The sequence below is a fragment of the Pseudomonas sp. AK106 genome (assembly GCF_053903055.1).
Genome location: NZ_CP096426.1, coordinates 2,767,425 through 2,791,824, shown reverse-complemented (window position 1 = coordinate 2,791,824; position 24,400 = coordinate 2,767,425). Strand labels below are relative to the sequence as shown.

At 60.5% G+C, this 24,400-nt stretch carries 22 protein-coding genes and 1 pseudogene; 5 read left to right on the top strand and 18 right to left on the bottom strand.

Annotated elements, in window-relative coordinates; translation table 11 throughout:
- Positions 1 to 37: 37 nt before the first annotated feature.
- From M1E04_RS12495 to M1E04_RS12485, 3 genes are all read right to left on the bottom strand, one after another.
- Positions 38 to 1,393, bottom strand: coding sequence for an MATE family efflux transporter (locus tag M1E04_RS12495; RefSeq protein ID WP_192131709.1), 1,356 nt, complete (start codon positions 1,391 to 1,393; stop codon positions 38 to 40).
- Between the two features lie 81 nt (positions 1,394 to 1,474).
- Entirely contained in the window at positions 1,475 to 4,060 is a 2,586-nt protein-coding gene (locus tag M1E04_RS12490; RefSeq protein ID WP_456293106.1) for a bifunctional diguanylate cyclase/phosphodiesterase, read from the bottom strand.
- 32 nt (positions 4,061 to 4,092) lie between these two features.
- Positions 4,093 to 5,100 (bottom strand): DNA-binding protein, encoded by a 1,008-nt coding sequence (locus M1E04_RS12485; RefSeq protein ID WP_456293105.1) that lies wholly within the window; start codon positions 5,098 to 5,100, stop codon positions 4,093 to 4,095.
- Positions 5,101 to 5,279: 179 nt separating this feature from the next.
- On the opposite strand from M1E04_RS12485, the gene M1E04_RS12480 reads away from it, so the two are divergent.
- The 3 genes from M1E04_RS12480 to M1E04_RS12470 all read left to right on the top strand — a co-directional run bounded on the left by M1E04_RS12480 (position 5,280) and on the right by M1E04_RS12470 (position 7,918).
- Positions 5,280 to 6,245 (top strand): tyrosine-type recombinase/integrase, encoded by a 966-nt coding sequence (locus M1E04_RS12480; RefSeq protein ID WP_369317862.1) that lies wholly within the window; start codon positions 5,280 to 5,282, stop codon positions 6,243 to 6,245.
- Positions 6,246 to 6,449: 204 nt separating this feature from the next.
- Entirely contained in the window at positions 6,450 to 6,818 is a 369-nt protein-coding gene (locus tag M1E04_RS12475) for a histone-like nucleoid-structuring protein, MvaT/MvaU family (RefSeq protein ID WP_065990779.1), read from the top strand.
- A gap of 209 nt (positions 6,819 to 7,027) precedes the next feature.
- The gene (locus tag M1E04_RS12470; protein ID WP_456293104.1) at positions 7,028 to 7,918 is read left to right on the top strand and encodes an alpha/beta fold hydrolase; all 891 of its coding nucleotides are present in this window, start codon (positions 7,028 to 7,030) and stop codon (positions 7,916 to 7,918) included.
- Between the two features lie 27 nt (positions 7,919 to 7,945).
- On the opposite strand, the gene M1E04_RS12465 is transcribed toward M1E04_RS12470, so the two are convergent.
- From M1E04_RS12465 to M1E04_RS12410, 12 genes and pseudogenes are all read right to left on the bottom strand, one after another.
- Positions 7,946 to 8,119 carry a hypothetical protein gene (locus M1E04_RS12465; protein ID WP_410930131.1) on the bottom strand — a complete coding sequence of 58 codons (174 nt, stop codon included), beginning with the start codon at positions 8,117 to 8,119 and terminating at the stop codon, positions 7,946 to 7,948.
- Between the two features lie 111 nt (positions 8,120 to 8,230).
- Complete coding sequence (locus M1E04_RS12460; protein ID WP_456293103.1) at positions 8,231 to 8,560, bottom strand: hypothetical protein; 330 nt, start codon at positions 8,558 to 8,560, stop codon at positions 8,231 to 8,233.
- A gap of 99 nt (positions 8,561 to 8,659) precedes the next feature.
- Positions 8,660 to 9,025, bottom strand: a complete 366-nt coding sequence (locus M1E04_RS12455; protein WP_065990774.1) for a response regulator transcription factor — start codon at positions 9,023 to 9,025, stop codon at positions 8,660 to 8,662.
- 92 nt (positions 9,026 to 9,117) lie between these two features.
- Positions 9,118 to 10,506: an RAD55 family ATPase gene (locus M1E04_RS12450; RefSeq protein WP_456293102.1), complete on the bottom strand. Its 1,389-nt coding sequence runs from the start codon at positions 10,504 to 10,506 to the stop codon at positions 9,118 to 9,120.
- Between the two features lie 273 nt (positions 10,507 to 10,779).
- Positions 10,780 to 10,986, bottom strand: coding sequence for a hypothetical protein (locus M1E04_RS12445; protein WP_192131723.1), 207 nt, complete (start codon positions 10,984 to 10,986; stop codon positions 10,780 to 10,782).
- Positions 10,987 to 11,064: 78 nt separating this feature from the next.
- The gene (locus tag M1E04_RS12440) at positions 11,065 to 11,949 is read right to left on the bottom strand and encodes a manganese catalase family protein (protein WP_192131726.1); all 885 of its coding nucleotides are present in this window, start codon (positions 11,947 to 11,949) and stop codon (positions 11,065 to 11,067) included.
- Between the two features lie 356 nt (positions 11,950 to 12,305).
- Positions 12,306 to 12,569: a PAAR domain-containing protein gene (locus tag M1E04_RS12435; protein ID WP_369317858.1), complete on the bottom strand. Its 264-nt coding sequence runs from the start codon at positions 12,567 to 12,569 to the stop codon at positions 12,306 to 12,308.
- A gap of 217 nt (positions 12,570 to 12,786) precedes the next feature.
- The gene (locus tag M1E04_RS12430) at positions 12,787 to 13,296 is read right to left on the bottom strand and encodes a DUF2931 family protein (protein WP_456293101.1); all 510 of its coding nucleotides are present in this window, start codon (positions 13,294 to 13,296) and stop codon (positions 12,787 to 12,789) included.
- A gap of 125 nt (positions 13,297 to 13,421) precedes the next feature.
- Positions 13,422 to 13,964, bottom strand: a complete 543-nt coding sequence (locus tag M1E04_RS12425) for a hypothetical protein (RefSeq protein WP_456293100.1) — start codon at positions 13,962 to 13,964, stop codon at positions 13,422 to 13,424.
- 118 nt (positions 13,965 to 14,082) lie between these two features.
- A complete protein-coding gene (locus M1E04_RS12420; protein ID WP_244160283.1) occupies positions 14,083 to 14,592 on the bottom strand; it encodes a DUF2931 family protein in 510 nt (169 codons plus the stop codon).
- Positions 14,593 to 14,717: 125 nt separating this feature from the next.
- Entirely contained in the window at positions 14,718 to 15,590 is an 873-nt protein-coding gene (locus tag M1E04_RS12415; RefSeq protein ID WP_456293188.1) for a phospholipase effector Tle1 domain-containing protein, read from the bottom strand.
- Between the two features lie 837 nt (positions 15,591 to 16,427).
- Positions 16,428 to 18,743 (bottom strand): annotated as a pseudogene (locus M1E04_RS12410) (type VI secretion system Vgr family protein); the annotation flags it as partial.
- A 249-nt stretch (positions 18,744 to 18,992) separates the two neighbouring features.
- Here M1E04_RS12410 and M1E04_RS12405 point away from each other — a divergent pair.
- Entirely contained in the window at positions 18,993 to 20,135 is a 1,143-nt protein-coding gene (locus M1E04_RS12405; protein ID WP_456293099.1) for a MalY/PatB family protein, read from the top strand.
- 37 nt (positions 20,136 to 20,172) lie between these two features.
- Here M1E04_RS12405 and M1E04_RS12400 read toward each other — a convergent pair whose 3' ends face one another.
- The 3 genes from M1E04_RS12400 to M1E04_RS12390 form a co-directional block, all read right to left on the bottom strand.
- Complete coding sequence (locus M1E04_RS12400) at positions 20,173 to 21,357, bottom strand: DUF1624 domain-containing protein (RefSeq protein WP_456293098.1); 1,185 nt, start codon at positions 21,355 to 21,357, stop codon at positions 20,173 to 20,175.
- A gap of 193 nt (positions 21,358 to 21,550) precedes the next feature.
- Positions 21,551 to 23,278 (bottom strand): gamma-glutamyltransferase, encoded by a 1,728-nt coding sequence (ggt, locus tag M1E04_RS12395; RefSeq protein WP_456293097.1) that lies wholly within the window; start codon positions 23,276 to 23,278, stop codon positions 21,551 to 21,553.
- A 163-nt stretch (positions 23,279 to 23,441) separates the two neighbouring features.
- Positions 23,442 to 24,125: a TIGR04211 family SH3 domain-containing protein gene (locus tag M1E04_RS12390; protein WP_065990627.1), complete on the bottom strand. Its 684-nt coding sequence runs from the start codon at positions 24,123 to 24,125 to the stop codon at positions 23,442 to 23,444.
- Here M1E04_RS12390 and M1E04_RS12385 point away from each other — a divergent pair.
- Complete coding sequence (locus tag M1E04_RS12385; protein ID WP_065990625.1) at positions 24,124 to 24,315, top strand: hypothetical protein; 192 nt, start codon at positions 24,124 to 24,126, stop codon at positions 24,313 to 24,315. The two genes, M1E04_RS12390 and M1E04_RS12385, sit on opposite strands and share 2 nt — an antisense overlap.
- The last annotated feature ends 85 nt before the right edge of the window (positions 24,316 to 24,400 follow it).

The window sequence follows — 24,400 nt, the reverse complement described above, 5'->3', positions numbered from 1 at the left end:
TTCAAATAAAGCCCGACCGAGCACGGCAACTGCCTGCTCACGCCACGGCCTGCGCGGCGCCCCGGCGCTGAAAAAACCGCCTGGCCGTCAGGGACGCGATTGTAATCGAAGTCACGGCAATCAATGCGTTACCGGTGAGCATGGCCGGGAACGCACCGGCCGCACCGAACAGGTGAATCCCGCCCAGCACGAACGGCACGGTCCCCAGCGTTGCCCGCAGCCAGGCGAACAGCGCCACCAGCCACGGCCGGCCCAGGGTCACAAACATCGCGATGGCGACGAAATCCAGCCCGATCAGCGCCCACAGCCCGCCGCCGATGTGGCAGAACGCTAAAAAGATCGCCCGCCCGGCGCCTTCGAGTTCGTAGGTGTCAGCCAGCGGAGTGGCCACCAGCAGCAGCACGGCCCAGACCAGCAGGCCATAGACGATCACCAGCCTGCGGCTGAACACGATGGCTGAGGCGACGCGAGCATCGCGATGGGCGCCGATGTTCTGCCCCAGCACCGGCGCCAGCGCGCTGGGCAGGGAGAAGAACACGCAGTAGGCAAACTGCATCACGCGGTCCATCACCGCCATGGCCGCCAGCGCCGACGTGCCATAGGCGCCGATCGACGAGACCAGATAGGTGAGGCCCACGGGCGTCGCCAGGTTGCCGACCATGGCGGGCAAGCCGACCTGCATGACCTTGCGCGTGTGCAGGCGCAGCAGGCGCCAGCGGAGGGTAAACGGCATCCCCAGCCGCGCCCGCAGCCAGTAAATGCCCAGTCCCAGGGACACCAGCGCCGACAGCGCATAGGAAATCCCCGCGCCTTCGAGCCCGAGGCCAAAGCCGAAAATGAACAAGGGGTCAGCCAGCGCCAGGGTCGCCGCACCTGACAATACGACCCACAGGGCGCGGCGGCTGTCGCCGGCGGTTCGCAGGATTTGCGCCGACATCTGCATGGCCGACTGCAACACGCTGAACGGCAGGGTCAGCCAGATGAAAATTCGCGCGGCTTCGTAGGTGCTGGCGTCCGCGCCGAGCCAATGGGTGAGCGGTACTAGCAGCGCCAGTTGCAACGCCGCCGCTGCGCCCGACGCGATCACCACCATCACCATCAAGTGGGTGACCAGACGCGATGACGCCTTCGCGGCGCGATGGCCGATCCGCTCCGACAGCACCGTTGCGGCGGCAATGATCAGCCCGCTGGACACGGCACTGTTGAGGAAGATCAACACCTTCGCCACCCCCGTCGCGGCGAGCAGCAACGGGTCGTGAAGCATCGAGACGTAGAGCAGCGTGAAGATGTCCACCAGGAACACCGCGAGCAGGCTCAAGGCGCTGGTGCTCGACATCACCAGCACGTGCCGGGCCACCGAGCCTTCGGTGAAAACAGCGCGCGGGTGAGTCATGAACACTCCAGAACTAAACAGTGGCCAGATGCGGCAACGGGTGTGATGGATGGAAGGCGCTGCCGGGACAGCGCGCGCACTTTATACGTTTGTGCCCAGCGCCGCCGTATTTCTCGCCGCCAGCAGCGCGTGAAAGTCCGAGGTGGTCAGCGGGAGACTGAGGAAATAGCCCTGCCCCTCCTCGCACTGCACTGACTTGAGCAATTGCAGATCCTCGGCGGTTTCGATGCCCTCGGCCGTAACCGTGAGTGACAGCGCCCGGCCCAACCCGACGATGGCCTGCACGATGGAGCGATCGCCCTCGCTTTCGCTGAGGCGGGTCAGGAAGCTGCGGTCGATCTTCAGCCCGTCGAAGGGGAAGGTGCGCAAGTAACTCAACGACGAATACCCTGTGCCGAAGTCGTCCATGGCGATGCGCACCCCCAGCTGCTTGAGCGTTTGCATGACATCGAGCGCCCCGACGGCGTCATCGATCATCACCCCTTCGGTGATCTCCAGTTCGACCCGCGACGGCTCGATCCCGGTGGCCTTGAGGGCGGCCTGAATGCGCGCCGGCAGGTTGCCGCGCTTGAATTCGGCCGGCGACAGGTTGATGGAAATGAACAGGTGCTTCGGCCAGCCCGCGGCTTCACTGCAGGCCTGGGCCATGACCCAGTCGCCGAGGGGGATGATCAGCCCGCTTTCCTCGGCGATGGGGATGAAGGTGTCCGGGGGAATCAGGCCGCGCTGGGGATGCTGCCAACGCACCAGCGCTTCGGCGCCGACCATTTCCCCGTCGGAAATACGGAAGCGCGGCTGGAAATGCAGGCGCAGTTCATCGTGTTTGATGGCATAGCGCAGGTCACTCTCCAGCCGACGGCGCTCGATGATCTTCGCGTTCATGTCGCCTGCGTAAAACCGCCAGGTGCCGCGACCGCTGGCCTTGGCCTCGTACAGCGCAATGTCGGCGTACCGCAGCAGCTCGGCGGCCTCGCGCGCATCGGTGGGCGCCATGGCGACGCCGATGCTGGCGCTGACGAATATTTCCTGGTCGTCGATCTGCACCGGGCGTTCGATCGACTCGATCAGCCGTCGGCACAACGCCTCGACTTCGTCCTGGGTCTGGGGGTCGCTGAGGATCAGCACGAATTCGTCGCCGCCCACCCGCGCGACCAGATCGCCGTGGCGCACGCAATCGGACAGCCGACTGGACACGTCGTTGAGCACGCGGTCGCCGGCGGCGTGGCCGAGCAGGTCATTGACCGGTTTGAAGCGGTCCAGGTCAATGCTCAGCATCACCAGTGGCTGATCGAGGGTCGGCAACGCTTTCAGCTTGCCGTCCAGAAACTCCTGCAAGCGGACCCGATTGGGCAGCCCGGTCAGGGCGTCATGCTGGGAGAGAAACTCAATGCGCCGACGGGCTTCCACTTCTTCGGTGACATCGGTGGCCGTACCGCGGAATCCGCCGACCGCCATCGACCGCGCTGACAAGCGGCTGATGCGCTCGCGCCCGCAGGTCTCCAGGTAGCGGCACTGAATGGTGATGTCGGGGCGACGGTTGGGGATCGCCAGCCACTGCGACACCTGGCCGAGCTCGGTTTGCAGCAGATCGTCCATCAAGGCGCCGACCCACTGGGCGCGGTTCAGTCCGGTCACGATTTCAAAGCGGTCCGAAAGGTAAGTGAACCGCCCTGCGCTGTCGATTTCCCAGACCCAGTCCGAGCTGGCTTCCACCACGTCACGAAAGCGCGCTTCACTGGTGGCCAATGCGCTTTCACTTTTTTGCAGGGACGCGTAGCTGTCATCCAGGGAGCGCGCGGCGGCGGTGGCGCGACGCAGGATAGCCCAGGTCATCAGGCACACCAGCGCGGCGGCCAGACCGATCAGCGGCAGGCCGAGGGTCAGCAGGCGCAGGCCTGGCTTGGGGGGCGTCCAGTGCAGGGCGCCGGCAGTACCGCCTTCGCCCAGTGGAAAGATCGAGACTTGGTTGAGCTCGTCGGGCGTTGCAATGTGCAGGCCGTCTACGCCGTATTCCTTGCCCAGAACGGCCAGCTTGGCGTCGTCCAGCACGTCGACGAAGATCAGCACCGAAGGCGCCCGGCCATCGGCGGTCACACCCGGGTCGGTGCCAGGGGTGATAGCGGCTGCGGCAACCAGCGCGGGTGTGCCGTTCAGGTCGACGAAGGCGGTGACCGGCGTGCCTGTCTCGGCCCCTTCCCTAGCCTTGGCCAGCAGCCGGTCCTTGGCCTGTCCCAGCCACGGATCGGCATCGACCTTTTGCATCTGTCCTGCGATCACCGCATACACCGTACGACCGGCGTCATTGATGACGAACAAACCCTTAAACCCGAAATCGCTGTACAGCGTAGGTCCGATGTTCTGGCGGACGAACGCCCATTCCGTGTCCACCTGCAAATGCAGGTAGCGGTAGGCATCGCCCCAGTAGGCGTAGTCCCTGACCGTGACGGACAGCGATTTTTGAAGAGAGCGCATTGCCTTCTCGGTGTAGAACGCGCTTTCGATCTCCTCGTTGTGATCGAGGTCATGGGCGAGGAAGGCCAACAGATAGGCGGCCAGCAGAAAGACGCCTGCCAGCAGGAACACGAACTTGAACAACGAACCCCGCGCCAGGGCGACGGTCGAGGGGCTGGCGGGTTTGATGACATTGGGGATGGGCTGGTGTGACATGGCTTTCCGCAAGCTGAAGACCGGTGGGTCGCTTAGGTCTGTATCGGCGGCGCCGTGGCAATAATGAGCTGCACCTCAGCGCGCAGGCTTTCGTTGTCTTCGCTCAACACAGCCACACGCTGATTGGCCTGTGCCAGTTGCTCGTTGGCCTGTGACACCGCTTTCGCCAGGGATTTACTGTCCGCTTTTATAGCCATCAGTTGCTCTTGAAGCTGCTCACGGGCGCCGTCGGCTTTGGCGGTGGCCATCTGCGCGCTGCGAAGTTCTGTGGTGAGGCGCTGCGCCTGGTCTTGCTGATCGGACAACGCCCGGGCCTGTTGACGCATCTCGCCGAGCAAACGCTCGTTGTCGCGATTCAGGCGCGTGGATTCATCCTGCTTGACCACCAGCGTCTCCTGAAGCTTTCGCTGCTCCAGCTGGATCTGCTGAAGCTGCGCTTCGTGGCGACGCTGATCCTGCTCGCGCTGCTCCTTGATGGCCTCGCGGTAATGCTCCAGCGCGGCGCGGGCGTGCACGTGCTTTTCTTCGAGGGACTGAATTTGCACGTCCTTGTCCTGCACGCGCCTTTCAAGGTCCTGGCACTGCTGGCTCAGACCGGCGTTGCGCGTCAGTTCCGACTGCCAGGAGGAGTGGGTGGTGTGCAACTGGGCGCCCTGTTCGGTCAGCGCGGCGTGTTGCGATTCGCACTGGTGCCGGGCTGACTTCAGCTCCAGCTCAAGGGCTTCCAGCCGGGCTTCCCATGCTGATCGTTGTTGATCGAACGCCGCCTGCGCCTGGGCAACGACCTGCGCGCCCTCCTCCGTCAGCCGATCAAGCAGCCTTTCAACCAGCGCCTTCAGCTCCTCACTCATGCGCTCCCGCGACGACACCTCGGCCGGCGCCTGGGCGTCCAGTTCCTTCAAGTACCGCGCAATCGTGGTTTTCGACCCGGTGTTACCCAGTTCCACCCGTACCGCGTCGATGCTGGGGTAGGCGCCCTTGCTCAGCAACGCCTGTCGTGCGCGTTCTACCACCGCCTTGTTAATGCCTCCGCGTGCCATGTCCACTCCTACTATTTCGTACCGTGTTACGTAACACGTTATTACAGGCTACATTAGCAGCTAAAACCTTGTGTGGAAATGTTTCTGCCAGCAGCCGATAATAGTGCTTTATCGCTTTTCAGACGGGTGAAAGGCGATCCCAGCCAGCAAAGCGCCCGTGTCACGCCGCCGAGGGACGTATGGAAAAGGCAGATCGATACCTGTCAGCAGGCACCCGCGCCAATACGCGGCGGAGCTATCGCGCCGCGATCGAGCATTTCGAAGTGGTCTGGGGCGGTTACTTGCCCACCACAGGCGACGGCATCGTGCGCTACCTCGCCGAGTACGCTGACAAGCACGCCATCAGTACGCTGAAGCAGCGGCTGGCGGCGCTGGCCCAGTGGCACGTCACCCAGGGGTTTCCGGACCCGACCAAAACACCCACCGTGCGGCAACTGCTCAAGGGCATTCGCGTCGTCCACCCGGCGCAGGCCAAACAGGCGGCGCCGTTGCTGTTGCGTCACCTCGAGCAAGCGGTGGCATGGCTGGAGAATGAGGCGAACGCCGCCTGGGCACGGGGCGACCACAAGACACTGATGCGTCATCGTCGCTCCATCGCGCTGGTGCTGATCGGCTTCTGGCGAGGGTTTCGCGGCGACGAACTGGCCCGGCTGGACATCGGCAACACCCAGGCCCAGGCCGGCGAAGGCATCAGCTTTTATCTGCCGTACACCAAAGGCGACCGCCAGCATGAGGGCACCACCTTTCGCACCCCGGCGCTGAAGACCCTCTGCCCGGTCAATGCGTACATCAACTGGATCACCGTGGCCGGGCTGACCCAGGGGCCGGTGTTCCGCCGGATAGACCGCTGGGGCAACCTGTCCATGGACGCCATCAACGCCCACAGCCTGGTGCCGATGTTGCGGCGCATCTTTAAAGACGCCGGGCTGCCCGACGACCTCTACAGCAGTCACTCGATGCGCCGAGGATTTGCAACGTGGGCGTCAGGCAACGGCTGGGATATTAAAAGCCTGATGAATTACGTCGGCTGGAAAGACATTAAATCAGCGCTGCGTTATGTAGACCCGACCACCTCGTTTGGCGGCCTGGCATTGAAACCCGCTTTGAACACAGCGTTGCAGCCTGCAGCGCTCGACAACAGCTGACAGGCGTGCATGTTTTAAACCTCACCACAGCGCGTGAACTGGCAACCTTGCAGTCAAGGCAGAAAAGTTTGCTGTTAGTACTGGCATCCATGCACCCACTCGCACTACAGTGTCCACGGTTACACCAGTAATCACCGTGCGCTCCAATGTTCGCCAGTGCTAACGCCGCACGTCAGTATCAACAAACCGAAACATGGAGTTCCAATGTCTAAACTTGCTGAATACCGCCAACTCGAACGTCACCTTGCCGATCAGCTCGCTGCCCTCGAGGCCATGAAAGGCGATAAAGGCCTGGAACAGGAAATCGAATTCGAAGGCAAATTGCGTACGCTGCTCGGCGAATACAATAAGAGCCTTAAAGATATTATTTCGATTCTGGATCACCCGACCGGATCCAAACAGGGCAAGAACGCCAGCGCCCCCGAGAAAACCACTCGCAAAGCCCGCGCCGTTAAAGTGTATAAAAACCCGCACACCGGTGAAGTCGTTGAAACCAAAGGTGGCAACCACAAAACCTTGAAAGAATGGAAAGCCGAACACGGTTCCGACACGGTCGAATCCTGGGTTTCCTGATCGGCCTGTCTAGGGAGCTGGCTCACTGACCACTGCCCCATTGCCGATCTCCCGATGCATGCGCCCACGGCGCTGCATCGGTGATTCAAACGCTGCTCCCGTATTGATTTACGCTTCGCCGTCGCACACGCTCATCAGATAGATCCTCCCTTATTTCAGCCCGGCATGTCCTCAGGGCTTCGCTACTACCTGTCTGTCGGAGCCATCCCGTGAAGAACATCGTTGCCGGCGTGCTGAATGTTTCATACCGCGACGTGGGCCCCAGCGACGGGCCTGTCGTGATAGTGCTCCACGGATTCCCCTATGACATCCACTCCTATGACGAGGTGTCGGCGCGACTGGTTCAGGCTGGCTGCCGCTGCATCGTGCCTTATCTGAGGGGATACGGTCCCACCCGATTTGTCGATGCCGCCACACCCCGCTCGGGCGAGCAGGCGGCACTGGGCGCCGACCTCCTGGCACTCATGAACGCGCTGAACATTCCTCACGCCATTCTCGCCGGTTACGACTGGGGCGGACGCGCCGCATGTGTGGTCGCTGCGCTGTGGCCGGAACGGGTAACGGGACTGGTCAGTTGCGACCCCGGCTACAACATTCAGGACATCGCTGCTGCAAACACACCCGCCTCCCCCGAAACGGAACGGCGCCTGTGGTACCAGTATTACCTTCACGGCGAGCGCGGACGGGCAGGCCTTGCGGCCAATCGAACGGAGTTCTGCCGTTTGCTGTGGACGCTCTGGTCACCGACATGGGGATTCTCCGAATCCACGTTCACTGACACCGCTCAGTCGTTTGAAAACCCGGACTTTGTCGAGGTCGTGGTGCATTCCTACCGTCATCGGTACGGATTGGTGCCGGGCGATCCCGCCTATGCCTTTATTCAAGAGAAGCTCGCGCAAACGCCACCGATCAGCGTTCCGGCGGTGATCCTCGCTGGGGCAGACGATGGCGTCTCTTCAAAACGTGAGGGCGTTGCGGCGGTGCGGGGATTTGCAGGGCAAGTGCGGCGGCAGGTGATAGAGGGAGTGGGCCACAATGTGCCGCAAGAAGCACCGGCAGAGTTTACCGATGCAATATTGAGCCTCTTGGACGATCATTGAGTGCATATAAACTGAGCCACTACCGACTCAGGACTGCTCGGCATTGCTTAGCTCGACGGCTGACTTGGCCGCTTCAACTTCATCTTCAAAGTACAGTTCGGCGCCCCCCTCATCCTTGACGCGGAAGACGGCGGTTGCACCGGACTGCCGGTGTTCAAGTGGGATGTCTTCACCTTCCAGTCTGACGACGGCCACGGCCATTATGATTCTCCTGCGGGCAACACCGACAATCAACCGAGCTGTTCACACTGGAACCTGCTCACATTGATGATCAGTTTGAACATTCAAAGGCATGGTCATTACGCACGATAATCAGCGTGGAACCGAGTGTTGTGTGTGGGTACGTGGGGTGCTGAAGATTTGTGCACTTTGCAGCGTGACAGGCAGCGGGCTGTATTCAAGGTTGATCAGGCGGACCCCGTTGATGTGAGGCTGCCCACAAGGAAGTGCACCAAAGGCAGTGGCCAGCACCATCTGGTCGTGCTCAAACAAAACGATGGTTTCCGCGGTCACGGCGTCCATGTACAGCGAATAAGGGCACGACGCATCGGGACAAATCTGATGGCGAAGTTCGTTTAACACGCGCAGGCGGCGGTAGACAACGGTGCCTTCACCCAACGATTTGCTGTACCAGGTATTCATTGCGCTGCCCATCTTGTAAGCGTTATCAGTATCGACCCTGCCCTGATCCGATTCGTTCAACGGTAATAACGATCGAGGGAGGCCAACTTATGAACGGGCTTACAGGCGGGCTTGAAACAGAGCGTGGATCTTGCCGATGACCTGATCGATGTCGAAGGGCTTTTCAATCACCTCATCAAACAAATCCGGCCGCTCGGTCCCCATATAGGCCTGCGCGCCACTCATGAGCATGATCGGCGTCGCCATGTGCACTTGACGGGACTTGATTGTCTGGGCAAGTTCCAGACCGGTCATGCCCGGCATCATGAAATCGGTGATGATCAGGTCGGGGCGCTCGCGGTCAAGAATGGCCAGCGCTTTGCTTCCGCTGCCGGCGACGACCGTATGAAAGCCTTCGTCCTCCAGCGCAAAGCTGAGGATGTCGGCAATCAGGTATTCGTCGTCGATGATCAGAATGGTCGGCATCAGAGGGTCACTTCCCACGACGTCGCGAGGGTCTGGCGCCTGGTCAGGCAACTCAACGGCTCTGGCCACCCCCACGTTGCGAATCGCATATCTCAGACCTTCTTCATGGTGATTCCAGCGTTGCTCATCACGACTTCAAGTGGCGAGGGATCGTAGGCATTGTCTCTGATCTTCAGAATAGAAACCTGCCGCTGAAGTTCAGTCCGATGCTGCACGAATTGGACGAGCAGCAGGTTATCCACCACGCCGGAGACATCCGGTGTCGGGAGGTTTGCACGCTCGTCGAACAACCGATGGGCTTCCCATGCCGCCATCACCGTAACGCCCCGGCCGCGAAGTTCGCTGAGCAAGGTGTCCAGAACGTCCAGCACACGACTCTGATCGGCGGCCGTGCGGCTCAGGGCATTCAGGCTGTCGATGAACACACGCTTGATCTGCAGCCGCTCTACCCGGTCGAGCAAGTCGTAACAGACCCGATCAATCAGACCCGAAGAGGCCGGCGTCCAGACGATGTGCAGCGCCCCCGACGCTTCCAGCGCGGCGAAGTCCTTTCCGAGAGAACGCGCTTTGCTCATGGCCCGCTGCGGCGACTCGTGAAAGCCGAAGTACAGCCCGGGCTCCTGTGCCGAGCAGCCGCCCAGAAACTGAATGCCCAGGGACGTCTTTCCCGCGCCAGAAGGGCCCATGATCAGGGTCACCGAAGAGCGGACCAGACCGCCACCGATGTGGGCGTCCAGCCCGTCGATGCCGCTGCTCAGTAGGGAATGGGGATGTTCGGGCATGGCGCCGGTGCGGGTGAGCATGCATTCCAGGCGCGGGTAAATGGAAATGCCCTGCTCGTTGATCTCGAATTCATGGGCACCAGGGATCGCGCCACTGCCCCGGGTCTTGCGCATCTTGATCCGCCGCACCGTGCGCGAGCCGACCATGTCTTCGCCCATCTCGATCACGCCGTCGACCATGGTGTGCTCGGGACTGCCATCGTCGAGTTGCGAACTGGTGAGGAACAGCACCGTGCAACCGGCGAATGCGGCATGCCCCTGCAGCTCGGAGATGAACTGCTTGGTGTCCAGCGGCGTTTCTGCCCTGGAGCGCGCGTTGAGCAGCCCGTCCAGTATCAGCAGGCTGGAATGCTGGCGGCTGATCTCGCGGCGCAGCAACTTGACCACTTCGTGCAGCCCATCGTTCTCGAGGGTGTCGAACGCGCTGACGAACTGGATACTCTGGCCTACCGCGCCGCGATCAAAGAAGCTCAGGGTCGAGAGGAAATGAAACAGCCGGTCGTGGGGTTCGGCGAGCAACGTTGCGAACAGCACGCGGCCGTTTTGGCGGACGTGGTTGAACCCCACCTGGTTGGCGAGAATCGTCTTGCCCGACCCCGGCCGTCCTTGAATGATGTATGACGCGCCCGCAACAAGGCCTCCTTTGAGCACTGCGTCGAAGCCCTTGATCCCGCTTTCAAGGCGTTTTAGCTGATTCAAATCTGCTCCCTCTCCTGATGTGCATCAGGCCTGAAAATACGCATTGCTCACGCGCGAAGGCCAATACAGTGGCGTGTAATCGCGGATCAGTCCAGCCCGTCGCAACGTTGCGGATTGCGCGGCGTGCAGTTGCTGAGCAGGTATCCCATTCGGTCCCCTCGGCAGCGACAAAAAAAAGCCCGCTTTCGCGGGCAAAATCGATGGAGTTATAGCGAGATGGAACCGTCCAGCCAGCGGATGGTTCTGCGAAACCACCCACAGAAACCCCGAGCGTTAATGAAGTCTCTCAACCCCTTTGACGGATTTGGGCAGCAGTCCCGCCTTGAATTGCTGAACAAACAACGCCGTTCTGAACCCGCGCCCCAGCGTTGCCGCTTCTGCTTCAAAACGGGTTACACATGACGTGAAGTCGAGCTTGGCGTTGTCGTTGAACAACTCGCTGGGTTCGTTGAGGGTTGAATCTTCCAATGGCTTGTTCATCAGAGACCTCCATGCTGTACCTGGCATTGATGACACTGTCGGGCGGGGCCGCTACGTACCGGCCCAGCCCGTCTCGGTTTACTCGGCTTTGCCCTGAGCCAGGCCCGACCCGAGGTCAGCACCGGTCATAGGGTCGGCTTCCAGATCGGACTTCAGCCGCTCTTTCATCATGGTCAGCGTCACCGAATCGTCCTCGCTCAACGTGACAGAAGCGGTACCGTCGCCCCCATCGACTGCCGGCTTTGGATTCTCGACGTATTCGAAATCAGCGTCGCTGTTCCACGGCCCACGCACGTTCGGCTCGCCGTTGGACATGCTGAAGTAAGTCCGGGAGAACTCTGGCATGCCTGGCAGCTTGCCTTGGGGGAAGTTCGGCTGAATCGAATGCAACGCTTTCTCGAAGGAAATCTGATGCGCGATTTCACGGGTCATCAGGAAGCCCAGGGCGTCCTTGATGCCTGGATCGGTGGTCACGTTCATCAGGCGTTCGTAGACGATCTTCGCCCGTGCTTCGGCGGCGATGTTCGAACGGAAGTCCGCCGTCGGTTCACCGATGGTATCGATGTAGGCGGCTGTCCATGGCACGCCCGCGGAGTTGACCAGCGGAGCACCACCGCCGTACAGCAGGCTGGTGATGTGCGAATCATTGCCGGCACCGTTGATGTCACGGTACAGCTCGCCTTCGGCTTGCACGCCTTCGGCCAGTTTGCCTTTGGCGCCTTTGTTGAGCATCACGATGATCGAGCCAATGATCTCAAGGTGGCTCAATTCCTCGGTGGCGATGTCCAGCAACAGGTCCTTGCGACCTGGATCTTCTTCGGCCAATGCTTGAGTGAAGTAACGAGTGGCCGCGGCCAGCTCGCCCTGGGCGCCACCGAACTGCTCCAGAAGCAGATTGGCCAGACCCGGGTTAGGCTCGGCGACGCGAACCGTGTATTGGAGACGTTTATTGTGCAGGAACATAGTGTTACTCCCTTCTCAGGCTATTTTGATATCAGGATGTTTAACGACAAGTTCAGCTTTTTTAGTACGGCGATCGGTCAACTAAGCAGAACGCACAGATATAAAGAGAGATCGGGGGTGGTGTAATTCAGGAAAGCGAAAATAGGCCCGACCAATGGTGTGGCGCTTAAAGTTTAATAACGGTGGGCGTGTCCCGACAGGTGGTCTGTTATTTAAACGACAGCGGAACGAATTGAATTTCGCGACCCTAAGCGATCTGAATGGAGAGTTGTCAGGAGTTGGATGGACGGCATTGCACCGTCGATGACCATGAAGATTTTTCGTGGGGACATGGAGCGGGTCGCGCAGGTGGATTATCAGCTGATAACGGCGGCTCTCGGTCCACTGGCGATCAGGGCCGCACCACAGGCGGTCTTCATGCCGTCCAGCGCAACCGGGACTCCATCCACGGCGTACGTGCTGCTGCCTTCGGCGATGGGGAAAATTCCCTTGCATAACGGGCAGCTGACGTTGTGCCCTACCCCAGCGATGGGCTTGCCGTTGAGGTTAGTCTGCGGGAAGGCTTCAAGCACCACGCCGCCGTGAGTGGTGAGGTCGCCTAGGCGGATGATGTCTTTCATAGTTGTGAAGTCTCTCGGTTAGTTTGATTGAGTCACTATCTGTTTACGATGAGTGCTTATAAGCGGCTGGGAACTGCTCACTCCTCGGAAGTGCCTTCGGGTGTAGGAGCTTGTTTGCTGGCGAACGCGCTGTATCAGGCAACAGAATTGTTGTGCCATTTGACGGCCCGCACGACTCAACTGGAAATCGGCGCACATCGAACTTTGGCAGTTGAAATTACCAACTTCCATACGGAATGCCGTGTTGGTCGACGTAGGCTTTGTTCTCAGGTTCGAGATCGATGTACTTGCCCTTGCTTGCGCCACGGTACGGGCCGAGCGGCTCGACTTCGGCTTGGTAGCGGCCAACTTCTTTGAAGCTCAGGCATGGCCCACCGACCCACACTTTGACGATACCTCCCGGAGCCATTCCCAACGTAATCGCGAAACGGTAGTCGTTCATCCATTCTTTTGAACTGCGGCAATACACGCGCTGTGGCGTCACCATCTCATCGCGTACCCACTGCGGTATCCGGATGCTGATTTTGTAAGCCTGAGGCTCCACTAGTGACTGCCAGCGCAGAAGAAGTTGGTCTGGTAAGTCAACGTTGTTGATGGGTTTTCCGCCAGATGTGCCCTTGTGCCAGCCCTCGGGCTTTCGCGTGTAACCGGCGACTCCGGCATGTACGTTAAAAAAAACGTATCCCCGCTGATCGAGCACATCGACGCTTTCAACCCACACTTCCATGTGTTTGGGCGCGGCGAAGCCGATATACCACGCCGGATATGGCAGCTTGACAGGTGGGGGTACTGAGCCACCCGTGGCACAGGCACTCAAGCTGAGTAGGAATCCGACTGCAAAACCCAGGCACCTCATTCCGGATAACCTTCTTGCGGACTATTGAGGTGCACGTTCCTGCGATTCAGCGGCGCCGGCTTGCTGAATAGAAAGGGACCCTCAGGGGTCCAGTGCGCGGACATGTGGATGTAACGCGCTCGCAGCAACGCCTCTTGAGCCGGCTCAAGGCGTACGAGCCGGTCCATCATTATCTGCTGCAAGATTCGATTCGCGATAGGCATGAGCTCATCCGGCATTGCGAGTTCAGGCCGCTCCTCCAGACCCTTGAATGGAACGCCGTGACGTATCCCCAGCTCACGCATGACACGCAATGCAATCAGGCTCAGTTCGCCATGCACGGGGCGTTCGAGCAGCACGGTTATCCAGTAGTCCTGCATGACCGGCTCAGCTTTGCCGCGAGGGTTAGTTGCTGCAGGCCAGGCCTTCACGGCAACGTAGCCATCGCGAGCCACGCCTGATTCGCGCAATACGTTGGCGTCCGCCTCTGCACGGGTCCACGCGGCATGGAATTCAACCTTTTGACCGGTCGGAACGCTGGCCTTGCAGGGCTGCGTCATCCACAACTTTTCTCGTGCTCGTGGGAGATAGCCCCCGCCGACATCGGAGTGAGCGCCGCACTGGATTCTGAGACGTTCATTTGTGCGGTGGCGCGATGGGTGCGGGGCCGCAGCAGCATTACCAGCTGCCATAGGGAATGCCGTGCTGGTCGATGTAGGCTTTGTTTTCAGGTTCGAGTGGGATGTACTTGCCCTTGCTCGCCCCACGATAGGGTCCGAGCGGTTCGATTTCAGCCTGAAAGCGGCCGACCTCCTTATGCTCTAAACACCCCGATCCGACCCAGACCTTTGCGATGCCTCCGGGCGCCATGCCCAGGCTTATGGTGTCCCGATATAGAGTGACAACTTCCTGATCCCAGCTACAAAACTCCCGCTGTGGCTTGATCATTTCATCGCGTACCCATTGGGGTATTTTGATCAAAACTTTATAGGTTTGTGGTTCAACTAAGGATTGCCAGCGCAGAAAAATTTGATCTGGTAAATCGACGTTATTGATGGGCTTGGACTTGCCTCCTCCTTCGTGCCAGCCATCCGGCTGACCCGTGTAGCTGGCGACGCCACCGTGCACGCGAAAAAAAGCAAGGCCGCGCTGATCCAGCACATCAACCGTCTCCACCCACACCTCCATATTTTGGGGCGCTGCCAACCCTACGTACCACGCCGGATACGGCAGCTCGGGCCTCGCTGGAAGTGGAGAGTTCGCTGCACAGGCACTCAGGCTGATTAGCAATCCCAGTGCATACGCCAAGCGCCTCATTCGGGATAACCTTCTTGCGGACGATTGAGGTGCACGTTCCTACGATTCAGCGGTGCCGGTTTGCTAAGTAAGAAGGGACCTTCAGGGGTCCAGTGCGCTGATATGTGGATGTAACGCGATCGTAGCAATGCCTCTTGCGCAGGTTCCAGGCGTACGAGCCGGTCCGTCATTACCTGCTGCAAGATTCGCTTAGCGATAGGCATAAGCTCCTCTGGCACTGCGAGTTCAGGCCGCGCTTCCAGACCCTTGAAGGGAACGCCGTGACGTATCCCCAGTTCACGCATAACACGCAGTGCAATCAAGCTCAGTTCGCCATGTACAGGGCGTTCGAGCAGTACGGTTATCCAGTAGTACTCCATGGCCGACGCAGCTTTGCCGCGAGAGTTAGTTGCTGCAGGCCAGGCTTTCACCGCAACGTAGCCATCGCGAGCCACGCCTGATTCGCGCAATACCTTGGCGTCCGCCTCCGCACGGGCCCAACCGGCATGGGACTCAACTCTTTGACCCGACGGAACGCTGGCCTTGCAGGGCTGCGTCATCCACAACTTTTCTCGTGCTCGTGGGAGATAGCCCCCGCCGACATCCGAATGCGCGCCCGGCAGTCCGATTTGGAGGTGCGTGTGGTGGACGTTATTAAGAGAAAAGTCGGCGCGGTACTCGTCGAGCGCTTGAAGGTGAATGACCTGCCGCGCGCAGTCGGGTGGCAGATAGAGATTGACGCCCTGATTCAGGTCGTTGCCAGGACTGAAGTCCCCATTTAGAGGGTCTGAGATGGCCGCAACCGTATCGAACAGGCCAATCAGATTGATGCAAACATCAGCGGCGTTATCAAAGCTTTTCAGCAGACCGCCCCTCCCCCTTGCGAACATCTCGCTGAATATCCCGCGTCCGGGTTTAAGGACTTCGTTTGCGCAATGTCGTGCAGCAGCAGCTCCACGGCTGAAACCAAAGACGTCAAATTCGACTTTGCTTATCGCCACACTAGGATTTTTGGTAATGAATGCACGCAGGCGCTGCCTGATTGAGTCGGGTGCTTGTCTCACCCGCGCCACCACCCCAGTTTCACCCTGCCCGAGTCCTTGGCCGATCAGTCTGTCATCTTTGCCGCCACTACGTGTGCCGATGCCTTCCATGTAGACGGATAGGTAGGCGATCTTTTGGTCTTTATTAAGCGGCGTGGTGCTGTTATCCGGATACAAGTCATACAAATACGCCACATTGCTCGGCGCATTCCCGTAACTGTTGTTCGGCGCGCTGTTAAACGCACTCCCGTCAAACTCCCCAAACCCATACTGCTTGCACGTCGCTGCAATGCTCTCAAGCTCTTCAGCGCTAAAGCTGTCCAAGTCCTGCCGTCGGCACCGTTCAGTCGCCGCCGCATTGCTCTGGTTATTACCGGTCCCGTCAAAGAACAGCCCGATGCGCAGGGTGATGCCTTCGGTGGTTTCCTCTTCCTCTTCTTCCTCCTCAAGCTCAGGCGTGGGACGCGGTGTCAGCCATTCTTCAGGCTGAGGAAAGTCGATCGCGATGTTTCCAGGCAAAATCGTGTGGACGGGCATGGTCTTGCCGTCCTTGTCGGTCACGCCGTTGAACACTTCGCCGTTCTGCGTGGTGATCCGGTAACGGACGAAACGGGCAGCGGCCTGTTGCGCGTCGACCAGGGTGTACCCCGCCCCATAGCCATAAGGTATTGGCGTCACCGGGGTGGTCAGCGTGGTGGCACCGCCCTTTAGCACGTAAACGGCACGGTGATAGATATTCCCCGGCGCGCCCAGCTCGATCTCGCCATCCTTGATACGGATGAATGCGCCGCCGCAACTGAGGACGAGTTCCTTCGGCGCGCTGATTTCGATCCGGCCGGCCAGGCTTTCAATCTTGATGTCGTCTTGGGCGAGCGCGTGCAGTGCGGCACTTTGGGCGTGAAGCTTGACGTCGCCCTGAACCGCTTTTACTTGCAGACCCTTGGTGACGGCACACAGGCTGATCGCACCTTCGGCGGTGCCGGTGATGTTGCGTCCGGCGCTGAGGTCGGTTGAGCGTGATGAGGTGATGGCGACGCTTTCGCGACCGGAGGAAACGCAGATCGCTTCGGGGCTGACCATGCCGATGCCGGCCGGTGCGTGCAGCAGAAGCCCGGGCTCGCTGAGGTGAGTCAGCGCGTCGTTTAGTTGCGAGTGGCTGCGGGTGTCTGCGGCGATAGCACCCGCACTTCGCGCGGCCTGGGCCATGGTGCGGGCCAAGGAAAGCGCGGTTTCAAGCTGGTCGATCGCCGCGTCCATGTCGAGCTGCTGACCGTGGGCTTTGGTCTGTTCATCCGCACCGATAAACAGCCCGCGCCCCGCCCGAATCGCGCCCCAACGGTCCGTTCGCAACTCGAACCCTTCGCCGCGCTTATCCTTCTCGTTGTCGACCAGATGCCCAAGGTTTAGCTGGCTCTTGCCGCTGTGTTCGGTGCTGAGTTTGATGTGCTCGTTGCCGCGATCATCTTCCATGCGCAGCTTGTTATTGGCTGGCGTGCGCAGGACATTGCGTTTGTAATCGCTGCGCAGCAGCGTCACATGGTCGGGATGGCGACTGTCGTGCAGGGCATGGGCGATGTAAGGCCGATCAGGGTCGCCTTGCTCAAAGGCAATCGCCACTTCGGTCCCGCAGATCAGCGGCAAGTGCAGGCCGTGGGTATCCCCGGCATAGGGGCGGGCCAGCCTCAGCCAAAGGCTTTCTTGACCCAGCTTCCAGCTGTCGCGGTCAAACAGAAAGCTGACCTTGTAACGGCCTTCGCGGTCAATGTGGCTGTATGGATCGTTGGCCAGCGAGCTGGTGACACGGGCCGGAACAGTGCCGGCTATCTTAGGCTTGGCCAGCAACGGCGGCCGAAAGCAAACGCTCTCAGAATAAGGAATCGCCTCGAAGCTCAGCTCGAAACTGCGATCCCGCGCTGCACGCAAATGCAATCGCGTGATCACAGCACCCGGCTCAAATGCCTGCGGCGCACCACCGGAAATCGCCAGCACCTCCGCCAATCCCAACGTAGCGCTGCTGCTCACGCCACTTAAGCGAGTCTGATTATTCAGATACCGCTCATGCCGCAACCGCCCATAGAAAAACCCGCTTTCACCCAGCAGATCCTCATCCTGATCCAGCTTGTCGCCCAATACGCGATACGGCTCGGCATAGTGATACGCCTCACCGTAAGTGGTGGAATCCCCACGCGTCTGATCAACATCCCCATCGAGCCATGCGTTCGCATCCCGATGGTGATAAGCCCGAAAGTGTACGTTCTTCTCCACCACCTCATGACTGACCTGCAGCCCCCAAACCCCGTCCTGACCACTGCTGCCCAACCCCGACCGCGGCCGAAACGGCAAGCTCACACGCGGCCGAACGTAATGCCGCTGGTCATCATGAAACTCAACGACCGCAATCCCCAATCGCTCATCGTTAGTGAAGCGGAACCAGATCCCCACCTCGGCTAATAAGCGTGAAATAAACGCCAGATCGCTCTCGCCGTACTGCATCACCTGCTCGCGCTTGGGATATTCCCGCACCAGCGTGAACAGAAAATCCTGCCCCTCAAAGTCATGGCGAGTACGCAGAATGCTCTCGACAATCTGCGGCACCGATTGATGCTGATAAATCCGGAACTGCCGCCCACGCCTCAGCAACGCAAGGCGCGGCTCAAGCGTCACTTCATAACGCGCCTCGTCAGCCGAACCAGAGAGCCGTTTAAACCCCGTCACAACCCCATGCAAAGTTCGCAACAGTTTAACCGGAGGCACCGGCAAACCACGAATCGCCATCGGCACCGTATGCGCCGCAGCATGCAGACTGAACTGCGCATCCTGCCCCAGCATCCGCTCAGCGCCGATGTCCGGCTCAGCGGAAGTGAATTCCACCCGGTAACGAAACGGCTGACTCAGCTGTTCCTCGCCCTCGAAGGCAAGAACATCGAGTTCAATGGGCAGACGATGAACAACAAGCTTATGGCGACTGTGGTCGAAGAAAGGCGGCAACACGGTGAGCATGAATGAGCGTCCCTGGCAGGAAAAATCCCCCCTGAGCAGCGCGTAAAGATCTGATCAACTCGTCCATGAGAGAGGGCTGAGGCCGGCGAAGATGAGGCATTTCAAAGTGTGACTCCAGAGGGCGAGACACGAAGGAGACGGTTCCAGCGGCATTTACGGACTAATCCTACAATCCGTAAATCGACAGCAAGCCCCCCCGCCAATCTCTGGCACAATCCCCTCTTTTTTTCGAGCAGGACAGGCCAGCACATGGATCTGAATAACGTTTTTCAGCGCTTGAACACCGGCAGCAAAAAGTGGAGCCAGTACCCTGAAGACGTGCTGCCGATGTGGGTGGCGGACATGGATTTCCCGGTGGCCGCGCCCATTGTGCAGGCGCTGAAGAGCCGTCTGGAGCATCCGCTGCTGGGCTATTCCGTGCCCCAGCAGGCGCTGCGTGAGACCCTGGTCAAGCATCTCGCCGAGCGTTACGGCTGGGAGATCGACGCGCAGGACCTGGTGTTTCTGCCCGGGGTCGAGCCCGGCGTGAACATGGCGCTCCACGCGCTGGTCTCGCCGGCCAGCGCGGTGCTGGTGCAGACGCCCAACTACTCGCCGCTTCTGCACGCGCCGGCCAACTGGAAGCTGCCGCGCATCGATCTGCCCTTCCGTGCCAACGCCCAGGGCGAATACCCCACCGACATTGCGGCGCTGGAACGCGCCCTGCCTGACCATGGCGCGCTGTTGCTGAGCAATCCGCACAACCCGCTGGGCAAGGTCTTCGAACGCGACGAACTGCTCGCCATCGGCGAAGCCTGCGTACGACGGGATGCGCTGATCATTTCCGATGAAATCCACGCCGACCTGCTGTTCGACGGCCGTCAGCACACGCCGATCGCTTCCCTGAGCCCGGAGATCGCGGCGCGCAGCGTGACGCTGATGTCGGCGAGCAAAGCGTGGAACATTGCCGGTCTGAAAACCGCGTTCGCCGTGGTGCAGAACGCCGAACTTCGCCAGCGTTTCAATGCCGGGCGGCTGGGGCTGGTCGACAGCGTGAACGCCCTGGGCCTGGAGGCGACTGAAGTGGCCTATCGCGAGGGCGGCTCGTGGCTGGCACAGGTAGTGGCGTATCTGCAGGACAACCGTGATTACCTCGCCGAGGCGATCAACACCCGTTTTCCGGGGATCACGATGCATTTGCCCCATAGCACGTATCTGGCGTGGCTGGATTGCTCGGGCCTGGGACTAAAAAATCCACAGCAGTTCTTCCTCGAACACGCCAAAGTCGCGCTCAGCGACGGGCTGGAATTCGGCGACGACTGCGGCCAGTTCGTGCGCCTGAACTTCGGCTGCCCGCGAGCGATGCTGGAAGAAGGCCTGGCGCGCATGGAACGCAGCCTGCGCGACGCCTGACGCCTTCCCGGCTAAAGCCGGTCCTACATGGCCTTGCTCAGAAATACTTCAGCCAGGCGATGTCCCGACGTCGCGCCTTGAGCGCCGCGAACCAGCTGACCGCCGGCCATAGCACAACGGTCAGCACCGCAGCGCAACCCCACAGGCCCAGTACCGAGGTGAAGCCGAAGTACTGGCCTTGGGTGGTGCCCCAGATCGCCACCGCGCCGACATACAGCAGCTTCAGCACGTACAAGTGGAGCAGGTAGAAAAACATCGGCGCCGCGCCAAAGGTCACCAGCGGTCGCAGCCATGCCCGCCCCTGTTGACGCTCAAGCCAGGCCAGCACCAGCAAGCCGACGCCCAGGGTCAGACTGATAAACAGCAACGACGGCGGGTACTTGGTGACGTTGAGGACGCTCATCAGCGTCTGCGTGGTGGTGTCACCCTCCACCCACGGCTTCTCGCCATAGCCGTTGATGCCGCGCAACGCGAGAAACAGCGTCAACGCGCCAAAACCCCAGGCAATCAGGTTGATCTCGCGCTTTTCCCCATTCGCGCCTCGCCCAAACCACGGCCCGGCGGCGTAACCCACGGCGATCACGCCGATCCACGGCAGCAGCGGGTACGAGGTGCGCAGGCGCAAACTGTCGCCGACCTCGATCCAGCCGCGGTCATGGAGAATCGCCCACGGGATGTGCAAAGCCGAGCCCGTGGCAAAATGCACGCTGTCCAGCAGGTTGTGCCCGGCGATGATTGCCAGCCCCAGCGCCGCCAATACGCCGCGCGGCAATGCGACCATCGCTGACAGCGCGATCATGCTCAGGCCAATCGCCCAGATGACCTGTAAATAGATCACCGTCGGCGGAAACTGGAACGTCCAGGCGAAATTCACCAGCGTCAGTTCCAGCGCGATCAGCACCAGCCCGCGCTTGAACAGAAAGCCCGCCACCGCGCCCTTGCCCGCATGCCGTTCGCCGTACAGCCAGGCGGAAAGCCCCGTCAGAAACACGAACAGCGGCGCGCAGAAATGCGCGAGGGTGCGGCTGATGAACAGGTCAACGCTGGTGTGAGCGACATCCATCGGGTCGCTGACCTGATGGTGCAGAAAGAAGGTCTCGCGCACGTGATCCAGCAGCATGAAGATGATGATCAGCCCACGCAGGGCATCGATCGATTGCAGGCGGCCGGGATGGGCGATGGGCGTGGCGGGAGATTGCAGAGGGACAGACAGGGTTTGCATACGCGGTGGACTCTCGAAGCGCGATAACCGACAGGCCCGTGATCGACCTGAAAACCGGGTTATAACATAACACTTCAGAGCGCCCTGTGCGCAACCTGAATCACGCGCAGGGGCTGGCTTGGGATGCGCTAAACCCTCCCGTCACCGGACAAGAGCACCCTGCCCCGTCCGATGAAGTCCGCTCCCTGGTGAATCAATAGCCCAAGGACAACCCCGTGCTACGACGCGGATCGTTGGCCCCGTAAAACCGGTTATTGCCCACCGGCTTGCCGCCCAGCGAAGGTGCGCCAACGAGGATCGCGGCCAGGTGGTTGGCGTCCTGGGGACCGGCAAACGTGTGACCCCAGCTTTCCAGGATCTTCCGTGTGTCAGGGCTGACGGCGAAGGCTTCCAGGTTGGTGGTTTCCGGCATCCACTGCTGGTGGAAGCGTGGCGCATCGACCGCTTCCTGAATATTCATGCCGTAGTCGATAACGTTGAGCATGGTCAGCAAGGTCGCGGTGATGATGCGGCTACCGCCAGGCGTGCCGACGACCATTACCGTCTTGCCGTCCTTGGTGACGATGGTCGGACTCATCGATGACAACGGCGACTTGCCCGGTGCGATGGCGTTGGCTTCGCCCTGAATCAGGCCGTACATGTTCGGCACGCCGACCTTGGAGGTGAAGTCGTCCATCTCGTCGTTGAGGATCACGCCGGTGCTGCTCGCCATCACGCCAGCGCCGAACCAGTCGTTGAGGGTGTAGGTGACGGATACGGCGTTGCCCCATTTGTCGACGATGGAATAGTGCGTGGTGTTGTTGCCTTCGTGGGGCGCGACGCCGGGTTTGATATTCTGGGAGATCCCGGCTTTCTGCGGTTCGATGGCGGCGCGCAGCTTGGCCGCGTAGTCGCGGTCGAGCAGATGGCTGATCGGGTTTTTGACGAAATCCGGATCGCCCAGGTAGCTGTTGCGGTCGACGTAGGCGTGACGCATGGCCTCGATCTGGTAATGCAGCCCCTGGGCGGAGTGATAGCCCAGTTCCTGCATCGGGTAGCCTTCGAGGATGTTCATGATCTCGCAAATCACTACCCCGCCGGAACTCGGCGGCGGCGCCGAGACCACGTGGTAGCCGCGGTAATCACACTCGATCGGCGCCAGCTCTCGGGTTGCGTATTTGTCAAGATCCGCCTGGGTGATGATGCCCTTCCCTGCCTGGCTCGAATCGACGATCGCCTTGGCCACCCAGCCTTTGTAGAAGCCGTCGCGGCCTTTGGCGGAGATTTCCTTGAGGGTTTTGGCCAGGTCTTTCTGCACCAGGGTGTCACCCACTTGCAGCGGCTGGCCCTTGTTCAGAAAGATCGTGCCCAGGTCCTTCGCATCTGCCTTGAACTCGTCGGTGGCGGTGCCGAGCAGGTCGACATCGCCTTGCTCCAGGACGAAACCGCTTTCAGCGAGTTTGATCGCCGGCGCAATGACTTCGGCGCGTTTTTGGGTGCCGTATTTGCTGAGCGCCATTTCCATCCCGGACACCGTGCCGGGCACGCCGACGGCCAGGTGCCCCTTGGCACTCAGGTCCGGCACGACGTTGCCGTCCTTGTCCAGGTACATGTTGGCGGTGGCCGCCAGGGGCGCTTTTTCGCGGAAGTCGAGGAAGGTCTTCCGCCCGTCTGCCAGCTGGATCGTCATGAAACCACCGCCGCCCAAGTTGCCGGCGGCCGGATAGACCACGGCCAGCGCGTAGCCCACGGCAACGGCCGCATCCACTGCATTGCCACCGGACTTGAGCACGTCGACACCGACATGGGTCGCCAGGTGCTGGGCGGTAACGACCATGCCGTTTTCAGCGGCGGCCGGGGCCACGGAGGCGGCGTGAGCGCAGGACAGACCAAGGATAAGCGCCGTCGCAACGAGAGGCTGGGCAAAGGGTTCGAACTTCATGGGCGGTTTCTCTTTTTCTTGTGAGGGAGGAACAGCGGCGGGCAGAAGGCGCCCCGCACTAAACTAGCGCATGGGGGGAAAGTTGCCAGTGAGGGTTAAAAACCCGGCATGGAGAATGCCGGGCTCGGTCCGTGTTTAGGCGGACGGCAGAACTGGGTTTGCTTCAGAACCAGCGATCGTTGCGCTTGCGGCCCTTGGTCAGGGACGGCAGGATCAGGCCCAGCAGCAAGCCGGCGCCGGCAATGCTGCCGCCGTACACCATGTAGCGCATCAGCACCTGATTGTTCTCGTCACCCAGCTTTGCCTGGGTGGTGCGCAAATCCGACTGGGCGCTGGCCAACTGCGCGTTCAGGTCCTTGGTCCGGGCTTCGAGCTCGTCGACCAGCTTCTTGCGCGATTCCAGGGTTTCCTGCATGCCCTGAACCTTGGTCTTCCAGTCATCGTCGATGGTCTTGAGTTGCGCGCTGAGGTCAGCGGCCTTCTGGGTCAATTGCGGCAAGCGCTCGGCCTGACCGGGCACTTCCTGCAGGTCAGCGGTGGGAATCCACACGTTGTCGCCGGCGCTGCCACGCACTTGGCTGTAATCGCCCTGGGTGTTGATCAGCTCGACCTTCTGGCCGGATTTCAGCGTGCCGACGATGCGGTAGCCATCGGTGGGGCCGCTGCGCACGTAGGTGCTGAGGGTATCGCTGACCCAGCGATCCTTGCTCGTGGTTTCGGCCAGTGCGAAGGGGCTGGCACAGCTCGCGGTTAAGACGGTAGTCAGCAGGCCGGCGTTGAGCAAACGGCGTCGAACGCCCGACACGGGGGTAAAGCGAAGGGAGGCATCGGAGGCAGAAATAGGCATGGATAATCTTCGACAAATTGAAAAGAAGGCCGATGGGCGGGCCGCATGCAAGGGAATCACGCCTGATCGGACAGCGACGAACAACGCGCTGCAACGGCTGGAAAAGGCATCTGGCGCGGGCGAAATTCAGCCGGACGCCGAAGGCCGTGACCCGGGCGTACTGCGCGCGCAGTGGTCAACAGACCGTTGAAAAGAGGTCAGGTTCACTGGGGAGGGATGACATTCGTCCGGGAAAGGTCCCACAACGCTTGTCGAAGTGACTGATACAACTGTGG

What these genes read in the sequence shown, in the direction of transcription:
- M1E04_RS12495 (WP_192131709.1), bottom strand. Translation starts at nt 1,393, where the DNA reads ATGACTCACCCGCGCGCTGTTTTCACCGAAGGCTCGGTGGCCCGGCAC.
- M1E04_RS12490 (WP_456293106.1), bottom strand. Translation starts at nt 4,060, where the DNA reads ATGTCACACCAGCCCATCCCCAATGTCATCAAACCCGCCAGCCCCTCG.
- M1E04_RS12485 (WP_456293105.1), bottom strand. Translation starts at nt 5,100, where the DNA reads ATGGCACGCGGAGGCATTAACAAGGCGGTGGTAGAACGCGCACGACAG.
- M1E04_RS12480 (WP_369317862.1), top strand. Translation starts at nt 5,280, where the DNA reads ATGGAAAAGGCAGATCGATACCTGTCAGCAGGCACCCGCGCCAATACG.
- M1E04_RS12475 (WP_065990779.1), top strand. Translation starts at nt 6,450, where the DNA reads ATGTCTAAACTTGCTGAATACCGCCAACTCGAACGTCACCTTGCCGAT.
- M1E04_RS12465 (WP_410930131.1), bottom strand. Translation starts at nt 8,119, where the DNA reads ATGGCCGTGGCCGTCGTCAGACTGGAAGGTGAAGACATCCCACTTGAA.
- M1E04_RS12460 (WP_456293103.1), bottom strand. Translation starts at nt 8,560, where the DNA reads ATGAATACCTGGTACAGCAAATCGTTGGGTGAAGGCACCGTTGTCTAC.
- M1E04_RS12455 (WP_065990774.1), bottom strand. Translation starts at nt 9,025, where the DNA reads ATGCCGACCATTCTGATCATCGACGACGAATACCTGATTGCCGACATC.
- M1E04_RS12445 (WP_192131723.1), bottom strand. Translation starts at nt 10,986, where the DNA reads ATGAACAAGCCATTGGAAGATTCAACCCTCAACGAACCCAGCGAGTTG.
- M1E04_RS12440 (WP_192131726.1), bottom strand. Translation starts at nt 11,949, where the DNA reads ATGTTCCTGCACAATAAACGTCTCCAATACACGGTTCGCGTCGCCGAG.
- M1E04_RS12435 (WP_369317858.1), bottom strand. Translation starts at nt 12,569, where the DNA reads ATGAAAGACATCATCCGCCTAGGCGACCTCACCACTCACGGCGGCGTG.
- M1E04_RS12430 (WP_456293101.1), bottom strand. Translation starts at nt 13,296, where the DNA reads ATGGAAGTGTGGGTTGAAAGCGTCGATGTGCTCGATCAGCGGGGATAC.
- M1E04_RS12425 (WP_456293100.1), bottom strand. Translation starts at nt 13,964, where the DNA reads ATGACGCAGCCCTGCAAGGCCAGCGTTCCGACCGGTCAAAAGGTTGAA.
- M1E04_RS12420 (WP_244160283.1), bottom strand. Translation starts at nt 14,592, where the DNA reads ATGGAGGTGTGGGTGGAGACGGTTGATGTGCTGGATCAGCGCGGCCTT.
- M1E04_RS12415 (WP_456293188.1), bottom strand. Translation starts at nt 15,590, where the DNA reads ATGTTCGCAAGGGGGAGGGGCGGTCTGCTGAAAAGCTTTGATAACGCC.
- M1E04_RS12405 (WP_456293099.1), top strand. Translation starts at nt 18,993, where the DNA reads ATGGATCTGAATAACGTTTTTCAGCGCTTGAACACCGGCAGCAAAAAG.
- M1E04_RS12400 (WP_456293098.1), bottom strand. Translation starts at nt 21,357, where the DNA reads ATGCAAACCCTGTCTGTCCCTCTGCAATCTCCCGCCACGCCCATCGCC.
- ggt (WP_456293097.1), bottom strand. Translation starts at nt 23,278, where the DNA reads ATGAAGTTCGAACCCTTTGCCCAGCCTCTCGTTGCGACGGCGCTTATC.
- M1E04_RS12385 (WP_065990625.1), top strand. Translation starts at nt 24,124, where the DNA reads ATGGATAATCTTCGACAAATTGAAAAGAAGGCCGATGGGCGGGCCGCA.
- M1E04_RS12390 (WP_065990627.1), bottom strand. Translation starts at nt 24,125, where the DNA reads ATGCCTATTTCTGCCTCCGATGCCTCCCTTCGCTTTACCCCCGTGTCG.